This window comes from Collimonas sp. GW821-FHT02H07 (assembly GCF_059421505.1).
On the sequence record NZ_JBWKVC010000001.1, the window covers coordinates 36,204 to 61,957 of the forward strand.

Genomic DNA, 25,754 nt, shown 5'->3' on the forward strand with positions numbered 1-25,754 from the left:
GAATGAAATGTTAATACTTTCCGTGCTCGTTTTTTTCACTGTGACGTTGGGACTGGCGGGATTGTTTCTCTGGCTGGCGCCAACCAAGACAGAGCAGCGGCTGCAGGCGATGTCCAATCCGGCCGAGAAACCGCGCTGGACGGAAACCATGGTGAATCTGGTCGGTCCCTTTGCCAATCTGTCTTCGCCAACCGGCAATTGGGAAGCATCGCCGCTGCGGATCAAGTTTTTCAATGCCGGAATCCGGCATGGCGACGCTCGTCTTATCTATTTTGGAATCAAGACATTGTTGCCGCTGGTCTTTGCGGCGCTTGCATTCCTGGCGCTGAGAACAACCACGCAATTTGATGGCATGGCGTTTTTACTGTACCTGATGCTGGCAGCCATGATCGGCTGTTATCTGCCGAATGCGCTGCTTCATTGGAAGATAAAAATGCGCAGGCGCGAAATTTTCGAAAGCTTTCCTGACGCCTCTGACCTGATGCTGGTTTGCGTCGAAGCGGGTTTAGGACTGGATGCCGGCCTTACCAAGGTGGCTGATGAAATCAAGATCAAGAGCGTCGCCTTGGCAGAAGAACTGCACTTGACCAACCTGGAGATGAGGGCGGGCGGCACGCGGGAGAAATCCCTGCGCAATCTCGCGCTGCGCACGGGGGTTGAGGAAATAGGCATATTCGCCTCCATGCTGACGCAAGCAGACAAATTCGGAACAAGCATCGGCGATTCGTTGCGGGTATTTTCCGATGATCTGCGGCACAAAAGGCAAATACGCGCCGAGGAAATGGCCGCCAAGGTTCCGACAAAAATGCTGTTTCCCCTGGTGGTGTTCATATTCCCGTCGATTATCATGGTCATCATGGGGCCGGCTGTGATCCAGATTATCCGCACCATCATGCCGATGCTGAGCGGAATCCATTGAGCTGCGATTAATTAGGGAAGGGGATTTCCCAACTGGTGCTTGATTGCATACACGTACAGTTCAAGTCGATTGCTCACGCCCAGCTTGTGGTATATGGATGTCAAATGGTTGCACAAGGTGTGTTCGGATATGTATAGCCGTTGCGAAAGCGCTTTGTTCGAAGCGCCGCTTCCCTCGACGATCGTGCGGATGATTTTTTGCTCCTTGGCTGTCAGGGTATCCTTCTTTTCCGTTTCGGGATCAGGCTTGCGGACGGCGATTGGATTCATGAGTTCGCCGAATACCCTGCCCAGCGTCTCGCGGTCAAGCCATAGCTCGCCCTGATGGGTTTTTTCTATCGCCTTCAGCACCTGTTCCGCCGATACGTCTTTGCGCAGCACCCCGCGGGCACCGCGAAGAACGGCGACGTCCAGCGTCGATTGTCGGCGTTCGGCGGTCAGGATCAACACGCGCGACACCAGATTCGACAGCAGGGCTGGAATAATATCGAGGGCGTCTTTCCCGTCCAGGTCAAGATCCAGCAAAATAACGTCCGGAACCAACTGATCGATTTTAGCAAGCGCTTCTTCGCAGGTTCTTGCGGTCCCGACCACCTCCATCTTCGGTCTTTCACCGTCGATCAATTTGCTCAATCCCCACAACATCGTCTGATGATCGTCTATGAGCATTACGCGAATGGTTGCGTCCGCCGGTTTCATGGCCTCACCTTTTTAGACGGGTATTTCGATCAATACGGCAGTGCCGCCGCCAGCCCCTTGCTTCACTTGGGTCTTGCCGCCCAGCGCGGTGGCCCGTTCGGTAATCGATCGCGGCGTGAAATCGGCAGGCTGGACGCCAACACGTTCATTTTCAATTTGAATCCTGAGCCAGCCATCCGCGCACTGGAGTTTGACGAATCCGCTCTGCGCATCCGTGTGCTTGCAGATGTTGCTCAATCCCTCGCGCACGACCTGCAATACTTCCGCGGTCAAGCGGTCGCTCACATTAAGTTCGCCTTCCATGCTGACCTCGATGTCGATCCCGTAGAATTCCCGGACTTGCGCCGCCTGCTGGCGCAGAATGACGAGAAATATCGGTTCAGTCTGTCCCAGCTCGTTTTTAAAGGTCCCGGCATAGCGGCGCAGATCGCCTATGACCTGTGCTGCCATATTCATCAGTTTGTCGAGATCGTCGATGAGGGGGTTGTCGGGAGCAGCTTTGTTCCGCACGGCGCTCAAGCCCATTTTCAAGCCGATATACGGCTGGATGGCTGTATCGTGGATATCCAAGGCAATCTTTTTCCGCTCTTGCGAAACAGCCTCCGAGGCCATCCGATCGAGGAGTTCGATATTCTCGATAACGGGAAATGCTTGTTCGGCGATATGGCTCAGGAACAGGGCATCCGTTTTGCTGAATCGGTTTCTCTGCGAGATTACATAGATACGGCCTTCCCCTTTCCTCAATGACAAAGGAACACTGATGAAGGAATCTGTTTCCAGAAGCTCGGCCATGTCCTGGCTGGTCTGCTCTGCGCGTTTGAGCCATTTCCCGCTGGTGGTTTCATATACCAGGGACCCGCCGAGTATCGACGTGGCTGAGCCAAGCGGCCTGGTGTATGCCACGACTTGGTCCTGGGGGAAAGCCATCAGTCGCGAGGCTGCTTCTGCACGAATTTGCACGGCATTGATTGATTGCTCCGCATCGCCTTCCTTTATTGTCCGTAGCGAATCGGTCGCGGAATCTTTGTCCCGGATCACCAGGATACAGCTGCTGCCTTTGAAAAACGCCAAGGTTTTTTTCAGGATGGAGGTGATGGTGTGATCTACCCCAAAACGCGGATTTGACAGCCGGCTGACATCGCGAAGCAGGGCAATCCGACGCTTCAATTCTATTTTTGACTCGCCCCAGCGCGCGCTCATGTAGCCGAATGTCAGCAGGAAGGTGGTACGCAACAATAAGCGAGGAAGATCTTGCTCCGTCTCCGACGCCAGGCCGCATGCAGCGAGCAGTACTGCTGAAGCGACGGTGATGCGCGCGCCTTCTTCGAATCCCCAGCGGAAAGAGGAAGTGAGAATGGCGAAAAAGAAGAACAGGGAAAAAAAGCTGCTGACGCCGCCCGTGAACAAAACAATCAGCGCATACCAGCAGACGTCCATCCAGTGAATCAGCTTGCTCTGAGAGAACGGTTTGTTAAGCAGCGCAAAAATGTAAAGAACAGTGCAATGCAAGACATACCCGGAAAAGACGAACCAGGTAACACTGTTAACGCCGCTCAAGCCAGAAGGGTCGATAAAAATCGCCAGCAGGCCAGACACGGCTAGCACCAGCCGCATCCTGCCAACCATTTGCGCATCAGCGGCGTCCGCGGCAAGACTCGAAGCAACTTCGCTTTTTTGGTCTAGCCTATGGGCGGCCATAGTGTTCTCGCGCCAAGACATTGAGCGTGATCCTCCCTTTGTTTCCTTGCGCGCTATTTCTTTGCTACCCCTTATAGGACGCGCTGGTGTCCGGAAACTAGCCAAATTAGATTGCTGCGTTTCAATAATTTCTCTACATTTTATTTGAGAAATATTTTTAATTGTTAATTTTTGTTTTAATTTTTATATTGATTGTTAATTTGTATATTGGCCCTCAGGTATGGCTATGTCAATGCTGGAATGAGCGCATCTGTTGTAAAGAAATCAGTTGTCAAATAAAAACGAAAGCGGTCTCCGTATCGTTGTTGCGGACGGCAGGGAGGCTGTGCCGATTTGCGCTTTTCTATTCCCGCCCGGATACACGTACAACAAAAGAAAATCGTTGAAACCAGGTGGCCGGGGCGTCGGATCGTGTTCTGCTGGAAGCTTGGCGTCGGTCGGTTTCAGCCGCGAGGATACCGGCTGCCACCATACGCAAATTGCGTGCCGCGAATGATGTGGGCAGAGCTGGTGCGAGTTGCAATTTCATTCCATGTGCACAATGGCCGGCGAATCCAATGATCAGCAATGCTGATGAGGAGTCCGTCGATGAGGGAAGGTTAAAGATTGTGACGCCTTGGCAAACCGGTCAACTGCAACTACAAGCTCCCCGTTTAGAAAGCCGGACAAATGATCATCGTGCAAAAAAACATGCCATGTTCGTTTGCCAGAAGCAATTTTGAAAATAACTTTCTGGAGCAAGATTATGAAATGTTCTCTCATCGCGTCAGCAGTCATCGGCCTCGGGATAGGTATTTCCGGTGCGGCGCATGCCATTGATGTCGGCATCAATATCGGGACACCGGTTCCAGTGATCGTTGCGCCTGCGTCTGCCGTGGTGGTCGGCTGGCATGGCGACAGATACTACGACGGCCACCGATACTGGGAACGGCGCGAGTGGGAAGAGCGCCACCATCGCGATGGGGATCACGACAGGGATCATCGCAGGGATCGCGATGAGAGACGTGACCATTGCCCACCGGGACAGGCGAAAAAGGGCGAGTGCTAAAGGATGCGCAGCGACATTCGACGAAGACGTCTTTCACATCGGTGAAGATCGCCATGTCGATGACTGCAGGCACATTGCGCTATTGCGCGTGCTCATCCGCAAAATTTTTTTCGGTAGTTGAAAAACACATTCAATCCATCAAAGAGGAAAGATCATGAATCAATTCAAGATAGGCGCCCTGGTGCTGGCGGTTACTGTAGTAACAGCGGGTTGCGCCGATATGTCGGAAACGCAAAAAGGCACGGCGATGGGCGCCGGAGCAGGCGCCGTGCTGGGCGGCCTGGTTGGCGGCATCGCGGGGCCGGGCGGAGCGAAGCGAACGGCAATCGGCGCAGGCATTGGCGCTGCGATTGGCGCGGTTGGGGGCAATATCTGGTCTAACCGGATGGAAGCACAGAAAAAGGCCATGGAGCAGGCAACCCAAGGTACTGGCGTGCAGGTTAGCCAGACCGCGGACAATCGCCTGAAAGTCAATATTCCAGCCGATACCGGTTTCGCCACGGGCAAAGCCGATCTCAATCCTTCCTTGCGTCCTGTACTCGACCAGCTGGCTTCAAGCCTGGCGCAAAATCCGGCCGCCCTGGTGGAAGTTTACGGCCATACCGATAACACCGGCAGCGACGCCATCAATGGTCCGTTGTCGCGCCAGCGCGCACAGAACGTCAGCAGCTATTTGAGCAGTCGCGGCGTTGCGGCAAGCCGTATTACATCGGACGGGCTCGGCGCGAGCCAGCCGCTGGTTGCCAACGACACGCCCGCTAACCGCGCGATAAATCGTCGCGCTGAAATTTATGTTCGGGAACAGACACCTCCCCAGCAAGGACAGCAACCTGCGCGGTGATTTCCGGCGGCGGGGAAGCCGGGATCACCCGGAAGGGCAAAGATTTGCGGAACGGCAGGTCCTGGCAGACCGCGCGGGTCCTCCGTGCTTGCAACGGCGGCCGACGTTTTTCCGTGTGGTCGGTTTAACCCTGTCGCGGAAGCCCGCCAGGCCCTAGGAGCTGGCCCATTCCACAAGCTTGGCGACGGTATTCATGTTGCGCGCAGTGCCATTTGTTGCGGCGGCAATCTTCAGTTTCGAGTCCGCCATGCCGGCGCCATAGTGCACGTAGATCTCACGCACGCCCAGCGCGACTTCTTCATCCTGCCGGCCGCGCATATCGTCCAGGGCATCCGGCGGCGGCGGAGCATCAAGGAATATCGCCACCGTCCGGTTCGGCGCCGCCGACTTGAACGGATTGCCGTCGAGGACGGCGGCCATTTCCTCAGCGGTGCGCACCATCACGCCGACGGGCTTTCCGGCATATGCCTTGAGGCAGGCTTCCAGTTTCGCTTTCGCCGATGCTTCTGAAAGCTTGCTGGCAAAAACGACATTGCCGCTGGCAATGTAGGTGCGCACTTTGGCAAAGCCCAGCGATTCGCACATCGCCTTCAGTTCTGACATTGGCAACTTGCCGGTGCCGCCGACATTGACGGCTCGCAACAGGGCAATGTAGTTGTACATGCAGGTTCCTCTCTCGTTCAAGTTCAGAAGTGCATTATCTTACCTATCGGCATGGAATTGTCTCGTGTTAATTTGATTGATTGGCACACATGATTCTTCTGCGCATTATGCCGCCAGATGCCATTTCGCTGGCGAGCAGCGTTTGGCTTGAATATGGCGCAAACATATCCTATTCTGGCTTGGCGATACAACGATAAAACATCGCAAATCTGCGCGAGAAACTGAGCAAGATAATGATGGACGCCAAAAAATCCATTGACGCTCTAATGCTTTTCCTCTTACCCCGGTGCCTGAAAATTCGGAGATCACCGGTGTGTCTGTCGACCAGATCAGCAATCCTCCAAATCCTCGAAAAAAATTCCTTTAACCGTTACGCACTTCATCGGGGAGCCGATATGAAGCGGTGCCTGGAAAATTACTCCCCGCGTGCCTGAGTTGCAGCGCATCTTGTCCGCAAGGATGCATATAGCCAGCTGCTTTTATTGCCTGGCAGGAGCGTCCGGCATGACAGCCCGAAACGGACTTGACCGATTCCATGATGGACAGCCCCATCATTTTTGAGAAGCAATATTTTTAAAAGAGAAGATATTTTATTTTCGCCTGGTGCCGAAGCAGGACGATCAATCTCACGACGCACCCGACCATATTCTGTTCAAAAGAAAGGATGCCCATCATGAAAAACCTAGTTCTTATTTCCCTAATAAGCGCGTTTGCATTGGCGGCTTCAGCACAGACGACGCCGGACAATCAGACTGTGAATGTCACCGGGCCGGCGCTGCGCATCGAACTCCCCAACCACTATCATCGAATGCAAGCTAGCGAAGCCTATGACTACTTGCGTTCATACAGTCTTTCAAACGGCATGACGCTTGACCTGTTCTACAGAGGACCGCAGCTTTATGCCGAAGTGGGAGACCAGGGGCGGCATGCCATTGTCGCTACCGCACCGAATGTTTTCGTGGCGCTGGATCAGCAATTGAAAATGACGATCAATCTGCATGGCAGCGATGACGCGAGCGGAGAGCTGATCATGGTCCTTCCGCGGCGCCAGCTGGCAAATGGCGATGTGGCCGGCGGGCGGCTATTGAGGTTTGCGTTTCGCTAGGGATGCCAGGTTTCCGTCCAGGGAGGGACGGATAATGCAGATTTGGAAATAACAGGTATAGACGGGCGCTGCGATCAAAAGCCCTGTCGGCATTTACAATGGCGCGCTTTCCCCTTTCCCCTTTCCCGATTGCGGAAAGGGTGGTTCATCCATGGCTTATCCGGCTCGCTTAATCGCTATATTTTCAATGACACTATCGCGCCGTTTGGCTGCCGAGGCAATCGGCACTGCTTTCCTGCTTGCGGCCATCGTCGGCTCCGGCATCATGGCCGCGCGCCTGTCCGGGACGAATGAAGGCGTCGCCTTGTTGGCCAATACGCTGGTCACCGGCCTGGCGCTGATGACCTTGATACTCACTTTCGGCCCGATTTCCGGTGCGCATTTCAATCCTGTCGTGACATTGCTGGAAGTGTGGCAAGGAAAAATGCCTTGGCGTGATGTGCCGCCGTATATCGCGGCACAGACGATTGGCGCTTGCGCCGGCGTGGCGGCAGTTGATGTGATGTTTGGATTGCCGGCTTTCTCGGCGGCGACCCAAGTCAAATCCGACTGGCCGCAACTGTGGAGTGAATTTGTCGCCACATTCGGCCTGATCGGCGTGATTGTCGGCTGTTCGCGCAGGCGTCCGGCGACAACGCCTTTTGCGGTTGCCGCCTACATCGTGGCGGCGTGCTGGTTTACTTCTTCCTCTTCCTTCGCCAATCCGGCGGCGACGCTGGCGCGGGCGATGAGCAATACGTTTACCGGCATTCGACCGGCCGACGTGACCGGCTTTGTCGTCGCCCAAATCACGGGGGCGAGCTGCGCTGCCGTGGTGTTTGACTGGCTGTTCCAGCCAGCCGGCAAGTTTGATCTGAGCGCAAAGCGCGAGTCTGCCGCCGACGCTGGAAACGAGATGCTTTTATAAACGCTGCTGTTTTCGAATCGTCTTTTGGTGTTCCCATATCTTTTCTGGTTCTAGCGCTGCCTGCAGCATAGTTGCTTTAAAATGCTCCGCGTGACCGCGTCTTGCATCCAGGGCATACGCCCTATGCGATGGATTGCCGGACGCATGATGATGCCGATGCGAGACGCATCCCGGATGAGCTGCGAAAAATCTTTACGGACAGCAAGCTGATGCTGACTTTAGGGCGGCGCTATGGCGTGGTTTTGATGTTTCTTGCCTGTGCCGCTGCCGATGCGCAGGCAGAGCAAAGCAATCTGTTTGGCTTGATAGATAACCAGCCGATGAGCGAAGTATGGCTGAATGGCGGTTTCTATTCCGAGCACTTCGATCGCGACAAGGGATTGAACAACAATAATTACGGCCTTGGCGCCGAATACCGGTTTTCTACCGTGGCGTCGGCCACTGCCGGCAGGTTCTACAACAGCGACCGGGAATATTCAAATTACGTCGGCGTGTACTACCAGCCGGTATATATCGGGCCGGTGCGTCTGGGCGTGGTTGCCGGCGGCTTCAACGGCTATCCGAAAATGCGGCATGGCGACTGGTTCCTGGCGGCGATTCCGGTTGCCAGCATCGAGTACAAACAGGTCGGCTTGAATCTGGCGATCATTCCCAGTTATAAGGACAGGCTGTACGGCGCGCTGTCTTTCCAGTTGAAAATCAAGGTTTTCTGATCGCGCTGCGATACTCGATGACGGCGGCTTCGGTGCGAGCCTGGATTTCCAGGCTTTTGACATTGCCGCCGGTGAGTGCGCCGAGAAATGCGACCAGATCGCGCTTTTCATCCGCGTTCAAGTACAGCGGCTTAAGCAAGCTGTCTTTGCCGGGATTGTCTATGCCTCCGCGCTCATAGAACTCGACAACCTGCTCCAGGCTGGTCAGCGAGCCGTCGTGCATATAGGGAGCCGTGAGCGCAATGTTGCGCAAGGTCGGCGTGCGGTAGGCGCCGCGGTCGGCGGCGTTGTGCGTGACCTCGTAGCGGCCGGCGTCGCTTGGCGCCGGCTCGGACACGCTCTGCAAGATGCGCTCGTCCATGTCGACACGCAAGCCGGGCGCAAGCTGGATGCTGTGTTTTACCGCGATTTTTTCCGTGCCGGGCAACTGGCCGATCCCGGTGTTGTGAAAGCGGTCGTCGGTAAACAACGCGCTTTTCTCGCCGATGCCATGGCAGGCGATGCAGTTGGCCTTGCCGGAAAAAATCCGGAAACCGGCCTGCTCGCTGCTATTCATGGCGGCTTTTTCCTGGCCGAAGTACCAGCGGTCAAAACGGGAATTGCCCGATAGCAGAGTGCGCTCATAACTCGCCAGGGCAGCGCCAATTGTTTCCTGGTTGGCTTCAAGGCCGGTGAATGCGGTTTCGAACATGCCCCGGTAATCCTCCATGGCCTTGATTTTATAAATCACATGATCGGCGGACGGATTCGCCATCTCATCAGCGGCCAGCAACGGCCCCCAGGCCTGGCTTTCCAGGCTGTCTGCACGGCCGTCGTGAAACAGCTGCCGCACATAGGCGACGTTAAGCAGGGTGGGGGCGTTGCGACGCAGGCTTTGTCCTTCGAAGCCGATGGGGGTCGCCAGCTCATTGGATGTGAATCCCTGCTCAGGGAGGTGACACATGGCGCAAGACATGGTGTTGTTATACGACAGGCGCCGGTCCATGAACAGCTTGCGGCCCAGTGCGATCTTCGCCGGCGATGGAAAATTGGCGGGTGACTGCGTGAGCGGAGGCAAGCCGAGCATGCTATCCGGGGCCGCTGGAATATTTTCATCCGCGCGCCGGCATGCGCTCAAGGTGCTGGCCAGCAGGCAGAGCGCGACAAGCAGGAATTTCATCGTTTGATGTTCTGCTCCATCAGCAAGGTCTGGATATCGTTGAACATCATTTCTTGCCGCAGGAAGGCCGGGCTGTATATTTCGCGGACCTGGCCGTGCGCGTCGATCAGGAACACCTTGAGCATATGGCTCAGCAATGGAATCCGCTGTCCATCCGGCTGCGCAATCGCCACCGAGACATCTTGCCCGAAGCCTTCCAGCAGCGGCAGCAAGTCGCTGCGCGTGCCGCTGGTCAGGAAATGCCATGGCACGCCCTTGGTATCGCGTGCGTCTTTGCCGCCATAGTTGCGCATGGCCTCCGGCGTATCGTATTGCGGATCGAAGCTCATGCTGACGAAGCGCACCTTGTCGCGCATGCCGGGGTTGTCTTCGATGGCTTTCTTCAGATTGTGGAAGGTCGCGTAAGCCAGGGGACAGCCTTGGGCATCGGTGCAGTAGGTATAGATGAAAGAGAAGAGCGTGATTCTGCCGGTGGTATAACGCGACAATTTTTGCCGGCTGCCGTCGCTGTCGAGCACCGGCCCCTCGGGCGTGCTCAGGATCCGTTGCAGCTGGTAAGTGCCGGCGGGAGGCGCGGCAAAGCCGCTACGCTCCAGCGCCAGCGTACTGGTTGTGCAAACCAGCAGATTGAGCGAGAGCGCCAGCATGGCCGTAGCCCGGAGCCGGCAGCGTTGCGGGACGGAGCTGACACTGCTGCTCCCATGGAGCAGATGCTGCGAGAAAATGCCGAAGCTCAAGAGACGTCCTGGGACGACCTGGCGCCGAACTTGATATGGTGCGCCCGGCCCAGCTTCAGTTTGTAGAAGTCGAGCGACCATTGTTCCTGCAGCTGCTTGCCGTTCCAGCTGAACAGTTTCAGGAATTGTTCGTCATCCGCGCCCTTCTTGTCCCAGTTGGCCAGCAGGGAACTGCTGACATAGACGCGCTTGCCGTCCCAGCTCTGCGACACCATGTTCGCTTGCGCCCCGGTATGCTTGGCATAGATTTCCTTCGGCGCTTCCGGATTGCGGAGGTCGAAGTAGCGCGTCATGCCGTCCATGAAAGTGTTGACCCACAAGCCTTTGCCGTCGGCGCTGATCGAGATGTCGACCGGCAGCGGCACCTTGGCCGGGTCGCCGATGTTTCCCACGTCCTTGGCTTGCCATTCGCCGCGCGCATCTTTCTTCACCAGCCACAGCTTCGAGGTCAATGCCGTGGCGGTGATCGCCCAGTCGTCGCCATCTTTCAGCGACCAGCGCACCTCCAGCGGGGCGCCCGGCACCTGCATGATTTTTTCCGGCTGCATGGTTTTCAGGTTCCACATCACCATGGTGTTGCCGAAGTGTTTCATGGCTGATGGATCCTTGAGCAGCTTGCCGAAATCCATCATGTAGTTATTCCAGCCGGTAAAGCTGGATGTCAGCAGCGCGTTCATGGCGGGATTGACGCCGATATCGTAGCCGTAGCCATCGCCGCCCTGCGTGGTCGGCATGCTGTACTTGCTCAGGAACTCGCCTTTGTTGTTGTACAGCGCCATGCCGGTGGCGCCGCCGTGGTCCTTGCTGTTGGAGAGCGCGCCGACCAGCATGCGGCCCGGCAGCGCATAGAAGGTATGCGGTCCGACCAGCCCCGATTTGCCGGCAAAGTCGCCGATGGTCTTGACCAGTTTCGGCCTGGCCGGATCGCTGTGGATATCGAACACGTAGATCTTGTTGTCATCCAGGCCGCCTGCCCAGAGAAAACGCCGGTCGTCGGTAAAGCCGGTGTGATGGGCCTCGCCGCGCGCGCCGACGGAGACGGTGGCGATCACTTTGCCGTAGTTTTTCGAGGATGGATTGACGTCCACCGTCACCAGTTTGTCGAAGCCGTCTCCCACGCCGCGCACGCCGAGTGTCCAGACGTAGGCAAAGTCTTCCTGGCCCTTGATCAGATTGGACATGTAAGGGGAGTTGCAGGTTTCATCGGCCGCAACCGGCCGGCTGGCGAATGCGCCGCAAACAAGAATCGCCGCGCAACTCAAGGTCGCTGCGAGAGAGTATTTCCCGAAGTAGCTGTTAGCCATTGCCTGCCTTTGAAATCAATGAATAGGATGAATCTCCTGGATTTCTTGGATCGAAATCGAGGCAATACTAGCTCGTATCATATTGTCATCATAGCTGCCAGAATTGACAGGGTGCCGGCTCTTGCTGGACGCGGCCTAGGGCGCGCGCGCAAATCCTTTCGCGGTAAGCCATGCCGCCATCAGGCTGAAATATTCGGGCGCATCAGGCGCCTGGGCGCTGAATGCCTTGGGGTCGATTTGAAATTCGAGCGGCGCGGACAGCATCATGTCGTGATCCGCGCCGGCGATCACGGCGGTGTCGATATTGGGATGCTGCGACGCGTTTTTCCGCAGGATCTCCACGGATAGCCTGGCCGGCACCCATGGGTCGTTTGCGCCATAAATGAGCAGGGCGGGCGCGTGCACGGAAGCGAGCGTCTTTAACGGGTCGTGCCTGATTTCTTTCGCCCAGCGCGATTTGTCGGGATCCTGGAAGGTCTTGTCAAGGTAGGTCAGGTCAAACCACGGCTTGTCGACGACCGCATCGAGCCTGGCCTGCGCGCTCACGCGATCGAGCCTGCCGCGCTCGAATTCGTCGATCGCTGTCCGCGCTGCGACAGCCATGCCTACATCGGCTTCCGAATAGCCTTTTATCCGCAATATGTTCGCTACCGCGAAATTCATCTGCACGTCCGGCGTGGTCATCGGCGCTGAAATGGAAATGGCAAAGGCGGTTTCCGGATTGCGGGCCGCGGCAAGCAGCGATAGCCATCCTCCCTGGCTAAGCCCCCAAAAGCCGATGCGCTTGGGGTCGATCCGGGCATTGCGCGCGAGCATCCGCTGCGCCGCGATGCCGTCATCCGCCAAGACGTCATAGCCGCTGTCGGCGAGGATGCCGCCCGATTTTCCGCTGCCGCGCCGGTCGTAAACAAATACGGCGACGCCGAGCGCAGGCAGGGCCTGTATCACATGGCGATAGAGCGCCTGATCCCGGGTCGGCACCGAGGCGGCATGCAAGACCACCACGGCCGGTACTTTGTCCGGCCGCTGCGGAACGTAAAGCGTCCCGCTGAGTTCGACCTGGCCGTTATTGAAATGCTCTTCCGTCACCGTGGGCGATGTCGATGCCGGCGCGCTCCATAAGGCTGCCGGACCGGGCGGTTTGTCCTGTGCCCGCGCTGTGACCGCGGGCGCCAGCGCGGCTGTCAGGATGAGCGCGCTTGCGAATGCGCTCAAGGCGCGGGAAAATTTTTTTGACCTTGAAATATCACGTGACGCCACTCTGTTATCTCCTTTGTATGAGGCCGCTACATGCTTCCATACGATGTCGTTTGGCTGGCGCAGGCCTGATGGCGCCAGGATTGAAGCTCGCTGTCTCCCCATCTAATAGTTTCATTATGGCAAATGTTTGTCGTCTCCGGCAGCGGTTTGTTCAGGCCAAATGCGTTTTTTTGCCGGTTTTATTGCAATTTCGACCGTCGCGATACCGGCAACGACAGCTGTCTGTATAATCTTGCACTTCGTTTTGTACGCATATCACGCTGGCATCCGTGCTTCAGGTTTGCATTTATACTGGGCCGACGAGGTAGTTGCACCGGCATATCCGGCTGGCGTTGTCCACCTTGATTACATGACCTTTATCAGCGTTTGCGGCAGCTAGACCCTGCCGGCCAACGTCTCTGCCGGCGGCGTCGCGCCCGGACCGGCCGCGCGGTGTATTGTCGTCGCGTCAATGAGACCAGTATCAAGGCGGCGTCTGCTGTCGGTCGCCTGCTTCAGCCGTTTCGTCAGCGGCGGATTTCGCCATGTTTTCTGTCGCCGGCGGTGAATGCCAGGCACTGCGCCGCGGGTCGGCTTATGATGAATGATAAATAGCTTGTCCGAGGGCGACCGCCCCGGCAAACAGAGAGCAAGAGTTTACACAGTGACTTACAGCATCAAGGAAATCTTCTACACACTGCAGGGCGAAGGCACGCATGCCGGCCGTCCTGCGGTGTTTTGCCGTTTCAGCGGCTGCAATTTATGGAGCGGGCGGGAAGAAGACCGCAGCACGGCGGTCTGCCAGTTCTGCGACACCGATTTCGTCGGCACCGACGGCGAGGGCGGCGGCAAGTTCAAGACCAGCGCCGCGCTGGCCGATACCATCAATGCGCTTTGGCCAACGACTTACACCGGCAGCAAATTCGTGGTGTTTACCGGCGGCGAACCCTTGCTGCAGCTGGACGCGGCGCTGGTCGACAGCATGCACGCGGCCGGTTTTGAAATCGCCATCGAAACCAACGGCACGCTGGAGCCGCCGGCGGGCATCGACTGGATTTGCGTCAGCCCGAAGATGGGCTCGGTGCTCAAGCTGCGCAAGGGAAATGAACTGAAGGTCGTGATTCCGCAGCTCGGCCAGTCGCTGGCGGCATATGAATCACTTGATTTCGATCATTTCTATGTGCAGGCCATGGATGGCCCGCAACAGGCGCAGAATATCCAGTTGGCCATCGAGACCTGCAAACGCAATCCGAAATGGAAACTGAGTCTGCAGACCCACAAGCTGCTGCAGATTCCCTGAACCGATTTTATAAAGAAACGATTACCTATGCTGACCATCACCCGCAAACTGGAATTCGATGCCGGACACCGGATTCCCGACCACAAGAGCCAGTGCCGCAACCTGCACGGCCACCGCTACACCCTGGAAATCACTTTGGTGGGGGCGGTCATTGAAGTCGAAGGCAGTTCCGACAACGGCATGATCATGGACTTCTCCGACATCAAGACCCTGGCCAAGCAGCATCTGGTGGATGTCTGGGACCATGCTTTCCTGGTCTACGAAAAGGACGCCGCTGTACGCGATTTCCTGGCCACGCTGCCGAATCACAAGACGGTTGTGATCGACCGCATCCCGACAGTCGAGAACCTGGCGCGTACGGCTTTCGATATCCTGAAAGCAGCATACAAGGATCACTTCGGCACCGGCCTGCATCTGCAAAAACTGGTGCTGCATGAAACGCCGAACTGCTGGGCCGAGATTTCCGAAGACCGCTGATCGCTGTCTTTTCGGTTTTTTTTTCGTGCTGTTTTTTCGCGCTGTTTTTCCGATTAAGTTTACCCCTTGACTGCCTATGCGTGACGCGATTTACATGCAACAAGCCATTTCCCAGGCGCGCAATGCCTGGGCCCTGGGCGAAGTACCGGTGGGCGCGCTGGTAGTGAAAGACGGCCAGGTCATCGCCACCGGCTTCAACCAGCCGATCGGCAATCACGATCCGACCGCGCACGCCGAAATCATGGCGCTGCGCGCCGCCGCCACCATCCTCGGCAACTACCGTCTTCCCGGCTGCGAAATGTACGTGACGCTGGAACCGTGCGCAATGTGCGCCGGCGCCATGCTGCATGCCCGGCTGGCGCGCGTGGTGTATGGCGCCAGCGATCCCAAGACCGGCGCCTGCGGCTCGGTGCTGAATCTGTTCGAGCAGGAAAAGCTGAACCATCAGACCGAATTGACGGCTGGCGTGCTGGCAGATGAATGTGGCACACTACTCAAAGAATTTTTCGCCGAACGGCGCCTTGCCCAGCAAAAAACATGACCGAAAATACTGCAATGCATACTCCAATGCGGCCGCCTGAACCGATAGGCGTGGCGGTGGTCGCTCCCGGCGGCTACGCCAACGATGAAGAGGCATTTGCGCGCGGCATCCTGGCCTTGCAGCAGCAGGGCTGCGTGGTCTACAACTATTACGACCCGGCCAAGAAATTCCAGCGTTTCGGCGGCATTGATGTGGGGCGGGTCGAGCAGATTTACCAGGCCATCGACAATCCGCATGTGCAGATCGTGCTGGTATTGCGCGGCAGCTACGGCATGTCGCGCTTGCTGCCGCTGCTGGATTTCCGCCGCCTGGCCGCCAGCAAGAAAATCTTCGTCGGCCATAGCGACGTCACGGCCTTGCACCTGGCCCTGTTTGCGCAAACCGGCGCCGCCAGCCTGGCCGGACCGATGCTGTGCGCCGATTTCGGCAGCGCCGAGCCGAGCGAGTTTACGATCTCGCACTTCTGGCAAGCGCTGCGCCAGCCGGAGCAGGCGATCCAGGTCGCCGCCGCCGGCAATCCGACGCTGCGCGTCAGCGGCACGCTATGGGGAGGCAACCTGGCGATGCTGACCCATCTGGTTGGCACTTCCTATCTGCCGCAGATTGAAGACGGTATCCTGTTCCTGGAAGACATCGGCGAACATCCTTACCGCATCGAACGGATGATGCTGCAGCTGCACTACGCCGGCATCCTGGGGCGGCAGCAGGCGATCGTGCTGGGCGCTTTTTCCGACTACCGGCTGGCGCAGCATGACAACGGCTATGACTTCGACGCCATGCTGGCCTATCTGCGCGCCAATGTCTCGGTGCCGATCCTGACCGGCCTGCCGTTCGGCCATATCCGCGACAAGGTAACCTTGCCGGTCGGCGTGCAGGCGCAGCTGGATGCCGATGCGAACGGCTTCCGGCTGGCTTTCCAGAATCCGCTCACGCTGACTGTCTGAAGCCTCGAATAGCGCGACCGGCCAGCTGCCCAGGCAGCGGAACCGGCGCCGTCACTGGGCCGCCGCATGGTGCAGCCACGCCTGAAAGACCTGCATGGCCGGCGTCACCTGCTTCGACTTGAGGCGGGTCAGCCAGTAGCTGCCGCTGCTTATCTCGACATCAAACGGCCGTATCAGCCGCCCCTGCTGTAATTCCCGATTGAACATGCGCGCCGGCAGCAGGGCCACGCCGGCGCCCTGGGCCGCGGCTTCCGCCATGGTCAGCGAGGAATCGAACACACTGCCCCGCAATACCGGGCAAGCCTGGCCGGCGGCGGCAAACCAGATCGCCCACTCGTCGCTGCGGTATGAGCGCAGCAGCATCTGGTTGCCGAGGTCGGCCGGCTCGCGCAGGTAGGGCGCCAGGGCAGGGGAGCACATCGGCGACAGCGGCGCCTCCAGCAAGGCTTCGGCGTCGGTGCCGTGCCAGGCGCCGTCGCCGAAGCGGATCGCATAATCGAGGCCTTCGCCGGCGATATCGACCCGGTTATTGTTGGTGAACAGCCGGAAATCGACGAACGGGTGGGCTTGCTGGAAATCGCGCAGGCGCGGAATCAGCCAGCCGACCGCGAAGGTGCCGACCGCGCCCACCGTCAACACCTCGCGCGAACGGCCGCGGCTGTCCTGGAACTGCTCCAGCACCGAAGCTATGCGGCCGAACGATTCGGCCAGCACCGGCAGCAGCGCGATGCCCTCGGCTGTCAGCGCCAGGCCGCGCGGCAGCCGGCGGAACAGCTGGACTCCCATGCGTTCTTCCAGGTTTTTCACTTGCTGGCTGATCGCCGCCTGGGTGACGTTCAGTTCCGCGGCGGCGCGGGTAAAGCTGAGCAGGCGCGCCGAGACTTCAAAAGCGCGCAGCGCATTCAATGGGAGATGCATGATTTTTCCTTAAAGACCTAATTTTTCTTATGGCTTCACTAGGATATTGTAGCTTGAGTGATTGTGAACGAATGCTTATCGTGAACCCCTTGTTCATCGACTTAGGAGCGGAAATATGAATCGACGTGAATTCGCCGGCAGTATCGGCATGGCATTCGGCGCGCTGGCCATTGGCGCGTACACACAGAAATCCTGGGGCGCCACTGGCAATCCGGCAACGGACGCCATTGTTGAACAGTTGCGCCAGATCGAAGCCAAGAGCGGCGGCCGGCTCGGCGTCGCCATCTTCGACAGCGGCTCCGGGCAAAGCTATGCCTATCGCGGCGGCGAACGTTTTCCTATGTGCAGCACCTTCAAGCTGTTGGCGTCGGCGCTGGTCTTGAAGCGCGTCGATCAGGGCAAGGAGCAGCTGGCGCGGCGCATCCACTACCAGAAGGCCGGCCTGGTGCCCTATTCGCCGGTGACGGAACAGCATACCGGCGCCGGCGGCATGACTGTGGCCGAACTGTGCGAAGCGGCCATCACGCAAAGCGACAATACCGCCGCCAACCTGCTGCTGCACAGCTTCGGCGGGCCGGCGCAACTGACAGCTTATATGCGCGCATCGGGAGACAAGATGACCCGCCTGGACCGCATCGAGCCGCATCTGAACGAGGCCGCTCCCGGCGATCCGCGCGATACCACCACGCCTAGCGCCATGGTGTCGAGCTTGCGGGAGATCTTGCTTGGGAAGAATTTATCCACCAGTTCGCGCGAGCAGCTCACGGACTGGCTGCTGGCAAACAAGACCGGCGACAAACGCCTGCGCGCACTGCTGCCGGCCGGCTGGCGGGTAGCGGACAAGACCGGCACCGGCGACCATGGCACGGCGAACGATATCGGCATGCTGTTGCCGCCGGGCCGCGCGCCGCTGCTGGTGGCCAGTTACCTGACCGGCGCGCCGGCGCCGGCTGCCGCGCGCGATGCGGTGCATGCGCAGGTCGGGCGGCTGGCGGCATCGCTGGCGGCGCCGGCGCTTTAGCGTTTGCCGCGGATCAGGGCTGAATTGTGGGAAATGTGGCGGTAAGTCGTTGTTTTATATAGACTCATGCAGTGCACAAATGCGGATACTGTATAATGCCGCCACATTACCTGACCCCATGATTCAATTAAGAAAAGAACCATATTAGATGCTGTCCACCGCAAATATCACGATGCAGTTCGGCCCCAAGCCGCTGTTTGAAAACATTTCCGTCAAATTCGGCGATGGCAACCGTTACGGCCTGATCGGCGCCAACGGCTGCGGCAAGTCCACCTTCATGAAGATCCTGGGCGGCGACCTGGAGTCCTCGGCCGGCAACGTGATGCTGGACCAGAACGAGCGCCTGGGTAAATTGCGCCAGGACCAGTTTGCGTTTGAAGAGATGCGCGTGCTGGACGTGGTCATGATGGGGCACACCGAAATGTGGGCGGCGATGGCAGAGCGCGACGCGATCTACGCCAATCCGGAAGCCACCGACGACGATTACATGAAGGCGGCCGACCTGGAAGCCAAGTTCGCCGAGTACGACGGCTATACCGCGGAAGCGCGCGCCGGCGAACTGCTGCTGGGCGTGGGCGTGGCGATCGAACAGCACCAGGGTCCGATGAGCAGCGTTGCTCCCGGCTGGAAGCTGCGCGTGCTGCTGGCGCAGGCGCTGTTTTCCAATCCGGACATCCTGCTGCTGGACGAGCCGACCAACAACCTCGACATCAACACCATCCGCTGGCTGGAAGACGTGCTGAACCAGCGCAACTCCACCATGATCATCATTTCCCATGACCGCCACTTCCTGAACCAGGTGTGCACCCACATGGCGGACATGGATTACGGCACCTTGAAGGTCTATCCGGGCAACTACGACGACTACATGCTGGCGTCCTCGCAAGCTCGCGCGCAGCAGTTGTCGGTCAATGCCAAGGCCAAGGACAAGGTCGCCGAACTGCAGGATTTCGTGCGCCGCTTCTCAGCCAACAAATCGAAGGCGCGCCAGGCGACATCGCGCGCCAAGCAGATCGAGAAAATCAAGGTCGAGGATGTCAAGCCATCCAGCCGCGCCAACCCGTTCGTGCGTTTCGACGGCGAGAAGAAACTGCACCGGCTGGCGGTGGAAGTGCAAGGCATCAGCAAGGCCTATGACCGTCCGCTGTTCAAGAATTTCAGCATCATGGTGGAAGCCGGTGAAAAAATCGCCATCATCGGCGCCAACGGCGCGGGCAAGACCACGCTGTTGCGCAGCATCGGCGGCCACGATATCGCTGGCCTGGATGCCGACAGCGGCATGGTCAAGTGGGCGGAAAACGCCAATGTCGGCTACATGCCGCAGGATCCGACCGAAGACTTTGCCACCGACAAGACGCTGACCGACTGGATGGGCCAATGGACCCAGGAAGGCGACGACGACCAGGCGGTACGCTCCAGCCTGGGCCGTCTGCTGTTCAGCGGCGACGACGTCAAGAAATCGGTCAAGGTGCTGTCGGGCGGCGAGAAGGGCCGCATGATGTACGGCAAGCTGATGCTGGGCCGCCACAATGTGCTGCTGCTGGACGAGCCGACCAACCACATGGACATGGAATCGATCGAATCGCTGAACATCGCGCTGGAAAAATATGCCGGCACGCTGATTTTCGTCTCGCACGACCGCGAATTCGTTTCATCGCTGGCGACGCGGGTATTGGAAGTCAAGGAAAACGAAGTAGTCGACTTCCAGGGTTCCTACGAGGATTACCTGAGCAGCCAGGGTATTGAATAAATCTGCTGGACCAAGGGCGGCAAGCGTTGCGCCCTGATGCAAAAAAAGCGTGGCGGATAGGATCTGCCACGCTTTTTTTCATTGCAGCGGATTTACATCGGCGGCCGTTCGCCCAGGTACAGCAACTGATCCAGACGGCCGCGCAGGCTGCGCGCGATTTCCTCGCCCTTGGCCTTGAGCACCGCCTCCAGGTATGCCTGGCGCAGTTCGCGGAAGTCCTGCACGCTGCTGGCGCGTTCCACCTTCAGCTGCAAGCCGTAGCCGCGCAGGCCGATCATGCTCTTGATGGTGTCGTTATAGAAATGATAGATCGCTTCAAACTGGGTTTGCCCGGGAGGGAGTATCTGCTCAAGCGGGATGGAGGCGACGGGGGCGATGCTCTTGGCGGGCGCGGGAGGCGTGGGAGCCGCGGCCGGTGCCGCCGCAGTCGAGACGGCGGCAGCACCATCGTCGCCGCTGGCCTGGATCAGGCCGGCTTGCAGCAACTCGTCCAGGTGTTCCTGGCCCAGTCCGAGGCCGGCCACCTTCCTCAGCAGTTCGTCGCTGCCGGTCTTGCCGTCCACCAGCAGCAGCAGCGTGCGCAAACGCGGCGCAACAGTCTGGCCGCGGGTTGCTATTTCTGTACGGCCGCGCTCCGTCTTGTCGAAAATAATCATGATGTCCCTGTGTTCTTCTAATACGTCCGAAATATGCCCGAAGCCGCACAAGCCATATTTCTGTGACAATCTTCTCTGACAATTGTGAAATAATAGTACGGCAGTTCACTCAAAGTTGCAATAAGGTAATGTTGAGGCAATCTTCCAGAGATGGCGGTAGAATTCCCCTCCCGATTTCCACGCGAATAAATTACTGCAAAATATCTTGCTGCGGCTTCTGTCGTATCATGACGTTTTACTGCAGCACATGTCGATCTCTTCCATCTCATCCGCAGCCACCATCACTATGCAACCCCAAACCATCAAAACCGTTGAATTCGAGCGGCCGCACATGGAGCTAGGCAGCAGCTCAGTTACCTGTGGCACTGCGCACGCCTGGGCCCGCGTCCCCGAAACTCCTACGCCAGAACAGAAAACAGCGCTCAAGGAGCGCATCAAACGCCTGTTGAAAGAACAGCAGGCGGTGCTGGTCGCTCATTATTACGTCGATGCCGATTTACAGGACCTGGCAGAAGAAACAGGTGGCTGCGTGTCGGACTCGCTGGAAATGGCCCGTTTCGGCCGCGATCACCCGGCCAAGACGCTGGTGGTGGCCGGCGTCAAGTTCATGGGCGAAACCTCGAAAATCCTGAGTCCGCACAAGCGCGTGCTGATGCCGGACCTGGATGCCACCTGTTCGCTCGACCTCGGCTGTCCGGCGGATGAGTTTGCGGCCTTCTGCGATCAGCATCCGGACCGCACCGTGGTGGTCTATGCCAACACCAGCGCCGCCGTCAAGGCGCGCGCCGACTGGATGGTGACGTCTTCCATCGGTCTCGATATCGTCGCCCACCTGCATGCGCAAGGCAAGAAGATCCTGTGGGCGCCCGACAGGCACCTGGGCGGCTACATCCAGAAGCAAACCGGCGCCGACATGCTGCTGTGGCAGGGCTCCTGCCTGGTGCATGACGAGTTCAAGGGCGTGGAACTGGAATTGCTGCGCCAGCAGCATCCGCATGCCAAGATCCTGGTCCATCCGGAATCGCCCGCAGCGGTGGTGGCGCAAGCCGATGTGGTTGGCTCCACTACCCAGCTGATCGCCGCCGCCCAGACGTTGGACGCCGACGAGTTCATCGTCGCCACCGACAACGGCATCCTGCACAAGATGAAAATGGCGGCGCCGGGCAAGCGCTTCATCGATGCGCCTACCGCCGGCAACAGCGCCACCTGCAAAAGCTGCGCGCACTGCCCGTGGATGGCGATGAACGGCCTGCAGAACCTGGCCGACGTGCTGGAATCCGGCAGCAACGAAATCCACGTCGATGCCGAGACCGGCCGCAAAGCGGTAGTCTGCATCGACCGCATGCTTGACTTCGCCGCCCAGCGCAAGGCCAATGTGCGCCCGTCCAGCGATCTGGCGCAAGAACAAAAACTGTTTTCAGGAATCGGACCCGCATGAGTACTTCTTCCCATCAGTCAGTCAGCAATTTAGTGAATCGTTTCGCGCCGTTTGACGCGGCCTTGCAAGCGGCTTTTGAGAGCAGCATCAGCATCGCGCTGGCGGAAGACGTCGGCAGCGGCGACCTGACCGGCAAGCTGGTGCCGGAGCAGCAGATGGTGCGGGCCCGCGTGATCGTGCGCGAAGCGGCCGTGCTGTGCGGCGCGCCGTGGTTTGAAGCGGTGATGCAGCGGCTCGATGCGCGCATCCGCATCGACTGGCGTTATGCCGAAGGCGACATGATGAGCGCCGACAGCGAAGTCTGCCTGATCGATGCGCCGGCCCGGGCCTTGCTGACCGCCGAGCGCTGCGCCTTGAATTTCCTGCAGCTGTTCTCTGGCGTGGCCAGCGCCACCCGGGTTTACGTCAACGCCGTGGCGCACACCCGTGCGCATATCCTGGATACGCGCAAGACCATGCCGGGTTTGCGGCTGGCGCAGAAATACGCGGTGCGCGTCGGCGGCGGCCACAACCAGCGGCTGGCGCTGTACGACGGCATCCTGATCAAGGAAAACCATATTGCGGCAGCCGGCGGCATTCCAGCCGCGATGAAGGCGGCGCTGAACCTGGATGCGGATGTCACGATCCAGGTCGAAGTGGAAAACCTGGTGCAGCTGGATGAAGCCTTGAGTTCCGGCGCCACCTCGGTCCTGCTCGATAATTTCAGCCTCGACGCCATGCGCGACGCGGTCAGGCTGACCGACGGCAGGGCGCTGCTGGAAGCATCCGGCGGCATCAACATGGACAGCGTGAAGGCGATTGCGGAAACCGGCGTCGACCGGATTTCGATAGGCAGCCTGACCAAGGATATCCGGGCGACCGACTATTCGCTGCGCATTATCGAATAAGCTGGATTACGGGGCCATGCAGGCGCATGGCCCAGTCTTGCAATCTCCTCAGTGAATCAGTTTGGCTGCGCTGAATTGCCAACGGATTTATTGGATTTTACCTTGCGCAAAATCCATGATCAGCCGCGTCGATAAATACAAACGCGGAACAATGCTGCTCAGCACGACATACTCGGCGTCGTTCGAGTGCGCGCCGTAGCCCGTCAAGCCCATTCCTTCGATCACCGCGGCTTTCGATTTCAGCCCGGCGAATGCCGCATCGGTGCCGCCGCCGCTGGCGACATCCACTATGGTCATCGGCAGGTCGAGTTCCTGATAAATCTTCTTGCCGTAGGCCGATACGGCGCGGGAGGCGGCGTTGGCTTCCAGCGGCGGCCGCCGCATTTCAAACTTCATGTGGACCTTGGCGTCCGCGATCAGCTGTTTCTTGACGCCTTCCTGCAGCTGCGTCTGCAACTGCTCGAAATCGCTCATCTTCAAGGCGCGGGCATCGGCTTGTGCGCTGGCGCTGGCCGGGATCACGTTGCGGTTGGTGCCGGCCTGGGCCACGGTCCAGTTCAGTTTCAAGCCGCGCTCGGGCTGCGACAGGGAGCGCAGCTGCAGCAGCTGGTGCGACAGTTCGTATAAGGCGTTGATGCCTTTTTCCGGCGCGGCGCCGGCGTGCGAAGATTTTCCTTCGACCGTCAGATAGGCGGCAGCGATGCCGCTGGTCGACAGCCGCAGCTGGCCTTGCGGGCCGCCGCCTTCGTAGGAGAATATCGCATCCTGTTCGGCGCCGAGCCTGGTATGCAGGCTGCGGCCGCCGGGCGAGCTGATTTCTTCGTCGCCATTGATCAGCACCGTCAGGGTGTCGTAATCCTTGAAGCCGATTTTCTGCAGGATCGCGATGGTATGCAGGATGGTGGCGACGCCTTGCTTGTCGTCGCCGATGCCAAGGCCGTAGGCTTTGTCGCCGTCGACGCGGTACTGCTGGTCCTTCAGCATGCCGCGCAGGTAGACCGTATCCATGTGGGCGATCAGCATGATCTTGCGCTTGCCGCTGCCCTTGAACTCGGCGTGGACGATCTGTCCGATTTTTTCCGGCGTATCGCCCATGCGGTAGATTTCAGGGGCATCCAGCAGTTCCGCCTTGCCGCCCAGCTGCGTCAGGCGATCGCGGATCAGGCTGGCGATCCTGGCCAGGCCCTCGAGGTCGCCGCTGCCCGATTCGATGTTGACCAGGTCGCGCATGGTATCCATCATCGCCGGCTTTTCTTTTTGCGCCAGCTCGTATGCCAGCGCTACCGGGGCCGCCAGCGTCTGGCTGGCGCTCAATCCCAGCGCCGGCAAAAGCAAGGCGGCCAGCAGGTTTTTTTTCAGGGAAAAGGATGGCTGTTTCAACTTCTGTCTCCGTTAGTTTGTTAGTTTGAATGAGGTTCTGTACTTGTCTTCCCGGGATTATTGCAGGCTGTCGTGGCGTGTCTCGCGCATGCACAGCACCGCCGCCAGGCTGAGCGCCGCAGCCAGCGACACATAGGCGCCGACATAGGCGAGGCCGCCGCGCTGCGCCAGCAGTTGCGCGATATAGGGCGCAACCGATGCGCCGAGGATGCCGCCGATGTTATACGACACGCCGGCGCCGGTATAACGCACGCTGGTGGGAAACAGTTCCGGCAGCAAGGCGCCCATGGGCGCGAAGGTGACGCCCATCAGGAACAGGAAGATGATCAGGAACAGCGCGATCTCTACCGTATTGCCGCTGCCGAACAGCGGCTGCATGGTAAAGCCCGCTGCGATGGCTGCGACGGTGCCGGCGATCAGTACCGGACGCCGGCCGAAGCGGTCGCTGGCCAGCGCTGACAAAGGCGTCGCCAAAGCCATGAACACCACCGCCAGGCACAGCAGCGCCAGGAATTCCTGGCGCGGGATGTGCAGGGTGCTGACGCCGTAGGACAGCGAGAATACGGTCGCGATATAGAACAAGGTGTAGCAGACAATCATGGCCACCGAGCCCAGCATCACCGGGCGCCAGTGGTGCTGGAACAGGGTGACGGCCGGCACTTTCACGCGCTCGCGTTTCTCCAGCGCGGCGGCAAACACCGGCGTTTCAGCGATCTTCAGCCGCACATACAGGCCCAGCACGACCAGCACCGCGCTAAAAATAAAAGGGATGCGCCAGCCCCAGCTTTTGAACTGTTCATCCGACAAGCTCAGGGCCAGGGCGAGGAACAGGCCGTTCGCCATCAGGAACCCGACCGAAGGGCCGAGCTGCGGGAACATGCCGTACCTGCCGCGCTTGCCGGCAGGGGCATACTCGGTCGCCAGCAGCGCCGCGCCGCCCCATTCGCCGCCCAGGCCGATGCCTTGCGCAAAGCGCAACACGCACAGCAGGATAGGCGCCAGCGCGCCAATCGAAGCGTAGCCAGGCAGGAAGCCGATCAGCGTGGTGGCGACGCCCATCGCCAGCAGCGAAAGCACCAGCGTCGATTTACGGCCGATGCGGTCGCCGAAGTGGCCAAACAAAAAGGCGCCGACCGGGCGCGCGATGAAGGCGATGCCGAAGGTGACGAAGGCCGACAAGGCTTGCGCCGTCGGCGAGTCGTGCGGGAAAAACACCGGGCCGATGACTAGCGCGGCGGCGGTTGCATACACATAGAAATCGTAGAATTCGATGGCGGTGCCGATGAAGCTGGCAAAGATCACGCGTCTTGCGCTATTGGTTGCCGGGGCGGCGGATGCGATTTGCTGCGACACAGTATTCATCGTTTTTCCTTATGATGGCCTCGCCCTAAGCATAGCTGAGATGAGCGGA

The 25,754-nt window shown here is 58.8% G+C and carries 26 protein-coding genes; 15 read left to right on the forward strand and 11 right to left on the reverse strand.

Annotated elements, in window-relative coordinates; translation table 11 throughout:
• The first annotated feature begins 7 nt into the window (after window positions 1-7).
• A complete protein-coding gene (locus AC07V8_RS00175) occupies window positions 8-919 on the forward strand; it encodes a type II secretion system F family protein (protein WP_494677194.1) in 912 nt (303 codons plus the stop codon).
• A gap of 11 nt (window positions 920-930) precedes the next feature.
• Here the strand turns inward: AC07V8_RS00175 and AC07V8_RS00180 are convergent, their stop codons facing one another.
• Both AC07V8_RS00180 and AC07V8_RS00185 read right to left on the reverse strand, forming a co-directional pair.
• Window positions 931-1,617: a response regulator gene (locus tag AC07V8_RS00180; RefSeq protein WP_494677193.1), complete on the reverse strand. Its 687-nt coding sequence runs from the start codon at window positions 1,615-1,617 to the stop codon at window positions 931-933.
• A 12-nt stretch (window positions 1,618-1,629) separates the two neighbouring features.
• Complete coding sequence (locus tag AC07V8_RS00185) at window positions 1,630-3,336, reverse strand: sensor histidine kinase (RefSeq protein WP_494677192.1); 1,707 nt, start codon at window positions 3,334-3,336, stop codon at window positions 1,630-1,632.
• 536 nt (window positions 3,337-3,872) lie between these two features.
• Here AC07V8_RS00185 and AC07V8_RS00190 point away from each other — a divergent pair.
• The 3 genes from AC07V8_RS00190 (at window position 3,873) to AC07V8_RS00200 (ending at window position 5,204) form a co-directional block, all read left to right on the forward strand.
• Window positions 3,873-4,037 carry a hypothetical protein gene (locus AC07V8_RS00190; protein ID WP_494677191.1) on the forward strand — a complete coding sequence of 55 codons (165 nt, stop codon included), beginning with the start codon at window positions 3,873-3,875 and terminating at the stop codon, window positions 4,035-4,037.
• A gap of 23 nt (window positions 4,038-4,060) precedes the next feature.
• The gene (locus AC07V8_RS00195; protein ID WP_494677190.1) at window positions 4,061-4,363 is read left to right on the forward strand and encodes a hypothetical protein; all 303 of its coding nucleotides are present in this window, start codon (window positions 4,061-4,063) and stop codon (window positions 4,361-4,363) included.
• 154 nt (window positions 4,364-4,517) lie between these two features.
• Entirely contained in the window at window positions 4,518-5,204 is a 687-nt protein-coding gene (locus tag AC07V8_RS00200; RefSeq protein ID WP_494677189.1) for a YiaD family glycine zipper/OmpA-like lipoprotein, read from the forward strand.
• Between the two features lie 153 nt (window positions 5,205-5,357).
• On the opposite strand, the gene AC07V8_RS00205 is transcribed toward AC07V8_RS00200, so the two are convergent.
• Complete coding sequence (locus tag AC07V8_RS00205; RefSeq protein WP_494677188.1) at window positions 5,358-5,867, reverse strand: DUF1697 domain-containing protein; 510 nt, start codon at window positions 5,865-5,867, stop codon at window positions 5,358-5,360.
• Between the two features lie 673 nt (window positions 5,868-6,540).
• Here AC07V8_RS00205 and AC07V8_RS00210 point away from each other — a divergent pair.
• The 3 genes from AC07V8_RS00210 to AC07V8_RS00220 all read left to right on the forward strand — a co-directional run bounded on the left by AC07V8_RS00210 (window position 6,541) and on the right by AC07V8_RS00220 (window position 8,592).
• Window positions 6,541-6,972, forward strand: a complete 432-nt coding sequence (locus AC07V8_RS00210) for a hypothetical protein (protein ID WP_494677187.1) — start codon at window positions 6,541-6,543, stop codon at window positions 6,970-6,972.
• A 187-nt stretch (window positions 6,973-7,159) separates the two neighbouring features.
• On the forward strand, window positions 7,160-7,879 hold the full coding sequence (locus AC07V8_RS00215) for an MIP/aquaporin family protein (protein ID WP_494677186.1): 720 nt from the start codon (window positions 7,160-7,162) through the stop codon (window positions 7,877-7,879).
• 209 nt (window positions 7,880-8,088) lie between these two features.
• Entirely contained in the window at window positions 8,089-8,592 is a 504-nt protein-coding gene (locus AC07V8_RS00220; RefSeq protein WP_494677185.1) for a hypothetical protein, read from the forward strand.
• Here the strand turns inward: AC07V8_RS00220 and AC07V8_RS00225 are convergent.
• From AC07V8_RS00225 to AC07V8_RS00240, 4 genes are all read right to left on the reverse strand, one after another.
• Entirely contained in the window at window positions 8,579-9,751 is a 1,173-nt protein-coding gene (locus AC07V8_RS00225) for a cytochrome-c peroxidase (RefSeq protein ID WP_494677184.1), read from the reverse strand. The genes AC07V8_RS00220 and AC07V8_RS00225 overlap by 14 nt on opposite strands.
• Complete coding sequence (locus AC07V8_RS00230; protein WP_494677183.1) at window positions 9,748-10,398, reverse strand: SCO family protein; 651 nt, start codon at window positions 10,396-10,398, stop codon at window positions 9,748-9,750. The genes AC07V8_RS00225 and AC07V8_RS00230 overlap by 4 nt, the downstream gene beginning before the upstream one ends.
• Window positions 10,399-10,484: 86 nt before the next feature.
• Window positions 10,485-11,792, reverse strand: coding sequence for a methanethiol oxidase (mtoX, locus tag AC07V8_RS00235; RefSeq protein ID WP_494677182.1), 1,308 nt, complete (start codon window positions 11,790-11,792; stop codon window positions 10,485-10,487).
• 135 nt (window positions 11,793-11,927) lie between these two features.
• Window positions 11,928-13,007, reverse strand: coding sequence for an alpha/beta hydrolase family protein (locus AC07V8_RS00240; protein ID WP_494677181.1), 1,080 nt, complete (start codon window positions 13,005-13,007; stop codon window positions 11,928-11,930).
• A gap of 688 nt (window positions 13,008-13,695) precedes the next feature.
• On the opposite strand from AC07V8_RS00240, the gene queE reads away from it, so the two are divergent.
• The 4 genes from queE to ldcA all read left to right on the forward strand — a co-directional run bounded on the left by queE (window position 13,696) and on the right by ldcA (window position 16,293).
• Complete coding sequence (gene queE / locus AC07V8_RS00245) at window positions 13,696-14,331, forward strand: 7-carboxy-7-deazaguanine synthase (RefSeq protein ID WP_494677180.1); 636 nt, start codon at window positions 13,696-13,698, stop codon at window positions 14,329-14,331.
• 27 nt (window positions 14,332-14,358) lie between these two features.
• Window positions 14,359-14,808 (forward strand): 6-carboxytetrahydropterin synthase QueD, encoded by a 450-nt coding sequence (queD, locus tag AC07V8_RS00250; RefSeq protein WP_061942139.1) that lies wholly within the window; start codon window positions 14,359-14,361, stop codon window positions 14,806-14,808.
• 76 nt (window positions 14,809-14,884) lie between these two features.
• Window positions 14,885-15,349 carry a tRNA adenosine(34) deaminase TadA gene (tadA, locus tag AC07V8_RS00255; RefSeq protein WP_494677179.1) on the forward strand — a complete coding sequence of 155 codons (465 nt, stop codon included), beginning with the start codon at window positions 14,885-14,887 and terminating at the stop codon, window positions 15,347-15,349.
• Window positions 15,346-16,293, forward strand: a complete 948-nt coding sequence (gene ldcA / locus AC07V8_RS00260; RefSeq protein WP_494677178.1) for a muramoyltetrapeptide carboxypeptidase — start codon at window positions 15,346-15,348, stop codon at window positions 16,291-16,293. The genes tadA and ldcA overlap by 4 nt, the downstream gene beginning before the upstream one ends.
• Before the next feature lie 51 nt (window positions 16,294-16,344).
• On the opposite strand, the gene AC07V8_RS00265 is transcribed toward ldcA, so the two are convergent.
• A complete protein-coding gene (locus AC07V8_RS00265; RefSeq protein ID WP_494677177.1) occupies window positions 16,345-17,211 on the reverse strand; it encodes a LysR family transcriptional regulator in 867 nt (288 codons plus the stop codon).
• 115 nt (window positions 17,212-17,326) lie between these two features.
• Here AC07V8_RS00265 and bla point away from each other — a divergent pair, with 115 nt between their 5' ends.
• Together bla and AC07V8_RS00275 are read left to right on the forward strand one after the other, a co-directional pair.
• A complete protein-coding gene (gene bla, locus AC07V8_RS00270; protein WP_494677176.1) occupies window positions 17,327-18,232 on the forward strand; it encodes a class A beta-lactamase in 906 nt (301 codons plus the stop codon).
• 148 nt (window positions 18,233-18,380) lie between these two features.
• Window positions 18,381-19,982 carry an ABC-F family ATPase gene (locus AC07V8_RS00275; protein WP_211443717.1) on the forward strand — a complete coding sequence of 534 codons (1,602 nt, stop codon included), beginning with the start codon at window positions 18,381-18,383 and terminating at the stop codon, window positions 19,980-19,982.
• Between the two features lie 92 nt (window positions 19,983-20,074).
• On the opposite strand, the gene AC07V8_RS00280 is transcribed toward AC07V8_RS00275, so the two are convergent.
• Window positions 20,075-20,638, reverse strand: a complete 564-nt coding sequence (locus AC07V8_RS00280; RefSeq protein ID WP_494677175.1) for a hypothetical protein — start codon at window positions 20,636-20,638, stop codon at window positions 20,075-20,077.
• Window positions 20,639-20,924: 286 nt separating this feature from the next.
• Between AC07V8_RS00280 and nadA the strand changes: the two genes are divergently transcribed.
• Together nadA and nadC are read left to right on the forward strand one after the other, a co-directional pair.
• Window positions 20,925-22,076, forward strand: a complete 1,152-nt coding sequence (gene nadA, locus AC07V8_RS00285; protein ID WP_494677237.1) for a quinolinate synthase NadA — start codon at window positions 20,925-20,927, stop codon at window positions 22,074-22,076.
• On the forward strand, window positions 22,073-22,963 hold the full coding sequence (gene nadC, locus AC07V8_RS00290) for a carboxylating nicotinate-nucleotide diphosphorylase (protein WP_494677174.1): 891 nt from the start codon (window positions 22,073-22,075) through the stop codon (window positions 22,961-22,963). Before nadA ends, nadC begins: the two co-directional genes overlap by 4 nt.
• A gap of 87 nt (window positions 22,964-23,050) precedes the next feature.
• Here the strand turns inward: nadC and AC07V8_RS00295 are convergent, their stop codons facing one another.
• Together AC07V8_RS00295 and AC07V8_RS00300 are read right to left on the reverse strand one after the other, a co-directional pair.
• Window positions 23,051-24,343, reverse strand: a complete 1,293-nt coding sequence (locus AC07V8_RS00295) for a M20/M25/M40 family metallo-hydrolase (protein ID WP_494677173.1) — start codon at window positions 24,341-24,343, stop codon at window positions 23,051-23,053.
• 57 nt (window positions 24,344-24,400) lie between these two features.
• A complete protein-coding gene (locus AC07V8_RS00300; RefSeq protein WP_494677172.1) occupies window positions 24,401-25,705 on the reverse strand; it encodes an MFS transporter in 1,305 nt (434 codons plus the stop codon).
• Window positions 25,706-25,754 lie beyond the last annotated feature (49 nt).